This window comes from Olsenella profusa F0195, assembly GCF_000468755.1.
GTDB classification, from domain to species: domain Bacteria; phylum Actinomycetota; class Coriobacteriia; order Coriobacteriales; family Atopobiaceae; genus Olsenella_F; species Olsenella_F profusa.
This window is the reverse complement of sequence record NZ_AWEZ01000036.1, coordinates 1-4,323: the sequence shown is the minus strand read 5'-3', so window position 1 is coordinate 4,323 and position 4,323 is coordinate 1. Positions and strand designations below refer to the sequence as shown.

5 protein-coding genes and 1 pseudogene are annotated in these 4,323 nt (G+C 58.2%); all 6 read right to left on the bottom strand.

All coding sequences use genetic code 11. From position 1 onward, the window contains the following. Positions 1 to 288, bottom strand: a pseudogene (locus HMPREF1316_RS04290) (helix-turn-helix domain-containing protein); the annotation flags it as partial. Between the two features lie 240 nt (positions 289 to 528). Further along, positions 529 to 1,785 carry an ATP-binding protein gene (locus HMPREF1316_RS04285; protein WP_021725701.1) on the bottom strand — a complete coding sequence of 419 codons (1,257 nt, stop codon included), beginning with the start codon at positions 1,783 to 1,785 and terminating at the stop codon, positions 529 to 531. 171 nt (positions 1,786 to 1,956) lie between these two features. Beyond that, positions 1,957 to 2,442 (bottom strand): hypothetical protein, encoded by a 486-nt coding sequence (locus HMPREF1316_RS04280; protein WP_021725704.1) that lies wholly within the window; start codon positions 2,440 to 2,442, stop codon positions 1,957 to 1,959. Positions 2,443 to 2,500: 58 nt separating this feature from the next. Then, a complete protein-coding gene (locus HMPREF1316_RS13130) occupies positions 2,501 to 3,223 on the bottom strand; it encodes a PrsW family intramembrane metalloprotease (RefSeq protein ID WP_198009581.1) in 723 nt (240 codons plus the stop codon). 96 nt (positions 3,224 to 3,319) lie between these two features. Continuing rightward, complete coding sequence (locus HMPREF1316_RS13125; RefSeq protein ID WP_021725702.1) at positions 3,320 to 3,772, bottom strand: type II toxin-antitoxin system HicB family antitoxin; 453 nt, start codon at positions 3,770 to 3,772, stop codon at positions 3,320 to 3,322. Between the two features lie 30 nt (positions 3,773 to 3,802). After that, positions 3,803 to 3,988 (bottom strand): type II toxin-antitoxin system HicA family toxin, encoded by a 186-nt coding sequence (locus tag HMPREF1316_RS04260; protein WP_021725705.1) that lies wholly within the window; start codon positions 3,986 to 3,988, stop codon positions 3,803 to 3,805. Positions 3,989 to 4,323 lie beyond the last annotated feature (335 nt).

Genomic DNA, 4,323 nt, shown 5'->3' with positions numbered 1-4,323 from the left:
TCTGTCCAGGGGCGAGCGCGATGCGACCCCGTAGGCCTCCATCGCCTCGACGACGGTCATCTCGCCCCCGGCCACGGCCCTGGCCGCGTCGCACCTCAGCTCCCAGCTGTATCTCGCCTGGGTTCTCCCCATGTTCAGCAGGCCCTCCGATCCGACGGCGCGGAACGTGTAGAGCCATTCTCTCACAGCCTCCTGGGGAAGCGACATCATGGAGGCGACCGGGCCGTAGCCGTATCCCATCTCGAACAGCCTTGCCGCCTCCCTTCTGGAGCCGGCATCGTGCTTCAAGCGCAAGTCATCAGGCATAAAGACGAACCTCCCATTTCTTGTGTCCAAGAAATGGGAGGCAGTTCAGACGTTGTCCACGGCCCTCTTTCTCCCGTAGCTCTTGGAGTAGCCCTCGACGGCGAGAATCGGGCCGCTCGGCTGGCACATGTCGTCTGCGCCCATTGCATGGCCTCCTTGGGACCTGTCCTATCGGACGGCCCGATTCTATCATATGTGTACTAGTACAGATAGAACAAAAACTTAGAAGTCAAGGCTATTCGCGTCGAGCAGGAAGTCGTAGACGTTCATCGTCAGCACCCCATGCTCGTCATAGTGAGGCTCAAACCCCTCCTTGGTGATGATGGCCTTTTTGAACCCATCATCGATCCTGAGGAGAGACCGCTCCTCCTGCTCGCGCTTCTCGGGAGTGGGCATGGCAAGGGCGGACTGAACGTAGTAGCGCTTGCTCCCCTTGTTGCATACGAAGTCAACCTCAAGCTGGGTACGGCACACCTTGCCATCCTTGCCCCTGACGCCCGTGGGCACAACTCCGACATCAACACCAAAGCCTCGACCCCTCAACTCATTGTAGATGACGTTCTCCATGATATGGGAGCCCTCCATCTGTCGGAAGTTCATGCGCGCATTGCGCAGCCCCAGGTCCGAGAAGTAGAGTTTGAATGGGGTGCCGATATACCTCCGGCCCTTCAGGTCGTAGCGCTTCGCACGGCTCACAAGAAACGCGTCCTCTAAATGCGATAGGTAGCGATCAACGGTCTCGGGGGCAATCGTCGTGTTCTTTTCGCTCCTGAAAGTCGCCGAAATCTTGGAGGGGTTCACGAGCGACCCGATTGCCGAGGACAGTACGTCTATAAGCTCCTCAAGGTTTCCCGTGTCGCGAATGCCATTGCGCTCGACAATATCGCGAATGTAGAGCACGTCATAGAGAGAGGACAGATAATCGGCCTTCTCTTGGGTCATCTTCTTGGAAAGCACCGCAGGAAGTCCACCATACGTGGCGTATTCGGCGTAGCCGTCGCGTTTGTCGCCACCATATGCACTCATGAATTCCGAGAAGCTCAATGGTGCCATCGCTATCTCCTGGCCGCGTCCCCTAAACTCGGTCACCACGTCCTTGGACAGCAGCCGCGCGTTGCTACCCGTCACGTACACGTCAACGTCAGGCATGGCAATGAGGTCCATAAGAACCTCAGGGAAGCTGTCGAGCAGCTGCACCTCATCCAGAAGCACGTAACGTTTCCCGCTTGTCTTACCGAGCTCCTCCGTCACATGGGAATAGAAGGTCTCGGTGTCTCGATATCTTCTGTTGCTGAACCGATCGAACGCCATCTCGATGATGTTGGTCTTGGGGATACCCCGCTTGAGCAGGTAATCCTTGAACAGGTTGAATACCAGAAACGACTTGCCGCAGCGCCTGATGCCCGTGACGACCTTGACCTGATCCGACCCCATTCCAGAGATGAGCTTCTGCATGTAGCTGGGACGACTTATGATCATGGCAACCCCATCTGAAATTTATGAGCATTGTTGCGGAAATTTCATATAGGTATTTTAGACAGCATGAGACATGACCGCAAGACACATCTGAAATTTATGAGCATTGTTGCGGAAATTTCAGATTGAAGACGAAGACTCCCTGCGCATGTCCACGGCGCACGTAGGCATGGGCTAGTGTGCCGACAGGTGTCCGAGGTGGATGCCGATGTGGCCGATGCCAAGGATGACGGCAGAGATGACCGCCACCGGTGATTGGCACCAGACACCCAGGAGGCCAAACGCGGCCACAGGCCGAGACGCCAGAGGCACGGGGATGGGGCCGAGGGACGCGTACATACCGGCGAGCTCCTCCCCTCCCCTGAAGTAGCGGACCCAGGCAAGCTCGTACAGGAGCATGAGGACGGTAGCGGCAACGAACCAGAGCGGCCAAGGCAGGGAGAGACCCTGCGGACAGACGAACACGATGGCGGCGCAGGTGGTGGCGGCCTGGCCGACCCTCTCAAACGCAAGCAACACGCGGCTCTCGTGCCTTGCCACCTCTTCGTAGCCCGAGGGTCGGCTTCTTGCCCAGAGGACGTTGGGAATGAACAGCAGCGCGAGGAACGCCATGCCCACCACCGAGAAGCCGAATTGCATCTTCACCCCAAACTGTCGCAAGAAGACTCCTCGATAGTATATGGCACAGGTGGGGTTGTCATGGGGCCCCAGGCGCCGGCTATGAGGCAAAGCGGCGGTCGTGGCGCGCCGCCGAGCGTGCGACCTTGAAGACGATTAGGTACACGGCCATCATGACGAGCAGGAAGAGTCCGCCCGACTCATTTGTCGCCATGGCGGCAGCCGAGTCGTACAGGCCATGCGCCACAACCGAGAGCACATAGCCGCCCACGGCGCAGAGGGCAGACGCAAGCCTGTACCCGCGTACGCCGCAGAGCTTGGCCTGCCCGTAGAACAGGCCAAAGAGCACGGCAAACCCCATGTGAGCCGGAATGGCCATGATGGCGCGCGAGAACAGCACGCCTGGCCCATATGCCAGGCCATACGTGATGTTCTCCATGCCCGCGAATCCCAGCGACGTGAACACGGCGTAGACAACCCCGTCGAAGCGACAGTTGAAGGCAGGGCTGTTCCAGGTCCTTCGAGCCATGAGCGCATACTTGGCGCCCTCCTCGATCACGCCGACCACCATGAGGTCGCCCATAACCTCAAACTGCATGCCAGAGGGGTCAAGACCCGAGAGGAGCCCGAAGGCCCGCATGCCGATGGCCTCAAGGAGGCTTGCAGCGAGTGCCGCAGCGACACCCCTCATGACGAGCGACCATAGCAGCCCAATCGGCTCCCGGTCAAGGGTATCAAGCCGATACACATAGACCATCAGCACAATGGCAGGACCCAGCGCAAGCAGCATGAACAGGTAGACGTATGCACTCAGGCCAGACATGAGGAACAGCATCCGTTTGCCTCCGATGTTCTCTGAACCCGTCTCCCCACCCCAGACAGCCCGGGCCTTGCGGACAGGAGAAGACGCATGCCCCGCTTATGCTGTCACGGATTCCTTCCTCGGCCTGCCCGCATGGATGGGTTCGTTGAAGCGTCGCATCACGCTAGCCGCATCGACCATATGAACCATGCCGACCTTGCGCGAGGCGAGTATGCCGTCGCGAATCATTGCCCGGATACGTGCGGGCGTAACGTCCAGGAGGTCTGCGGCCTCGTTGACGCTCATGGTCTTATCCTCCGGGGTATCCTTGTCGCATTCCACCACAATGCCCATGCGGTAGCCATTGGCGCTGCACTCGTTGCCGAAGGTTGGTACGGGAAGGGTCTCGCCCCTCTCGAGCGACATAACGATGTGGTTCTCCAAGAGGTCCTGTGCCCTGAAGGCAGCATCCTGCAAGTCTTCTCCCTGGGTGATGATACCAAGGTCGGGAAACCTCACCTCGAGGAACCTGCCCACGGGCTCTACGATTGCTTCGTATACATACTTCATGTTTCCTCCCACCAAGATCGGGGCCGGAACCTACCTCATTCCCAGCTCCTCTTTGATGTCCCTCTCCACTCCCGAACTCAGGTCTTTCGCGTGGCGCGGCACCTGTATCTCCTTCCCATCCTTGGTCTCGAAGATGTCATGACTTGCCCCATGCCATATGAACCTACCACCGTTTCTTCTAATCAGCTTGACGGCTTCCCGGTAGTTCAGCGACATCCTCGTTTCCCCCTCCCATCGGCTTAATTATATTGAAGCGCAATATTATATTGAAGCGCAATAGATACAACAAGAAAATCATTGCGTGACGTATTAGTTATTTTGGAAAGCCGCCAGCATCGATCTCTCATGTATCCCAAGGTCTCGATGGATCCAAGATCGAGATGGCTCATCGGCCCACCCATGGCCGGAACGTTGGGCCGCACCCACGGGGCATGGGCCATCCACGCAAAAACGCGGCCGTCACCCCGCACAGGGCTGGTTCGGGTGACGAGGATTACACCATGAGAGATGGTGCCGGAGCCTCATGCACGGCAATGCGCAATGCATTTTTT

Bases quoted from the DNA above. Each gene is read 5' to 3' on its own strand.
- HMPREF1316_RS13130 (WP_198009581.1), bottom strand. From the start codon at position 3,223: ATGTCTGGCCTGAGTGCATACGTCTACCTGTTCATGCTGCTTGCGCTG.
- HMPREF1316_RS04260 (WP_021725705.1), bottom strand. From the start codon at position 3,988: ATGTCGCTGAACTACCGGGAAGCCGTCAAGCTGATTAGAAGAAACGGT.
- HMPREF1316_RS13125 (WP_021725702.1), bottom strand. From the start codon at position 3,772: ATGAAGTATGTATACGAAGCAATCGTAGAGCCCGTGGGCAGGTTCCTC.
- HMPREF1316_RS04285 (WP_021725701.1), bottom strand. From the start codon at position 1,785: ATGATCATAAGTCGTCCCAGCTACATGCAGAAGCTCATCTCTGGAATG.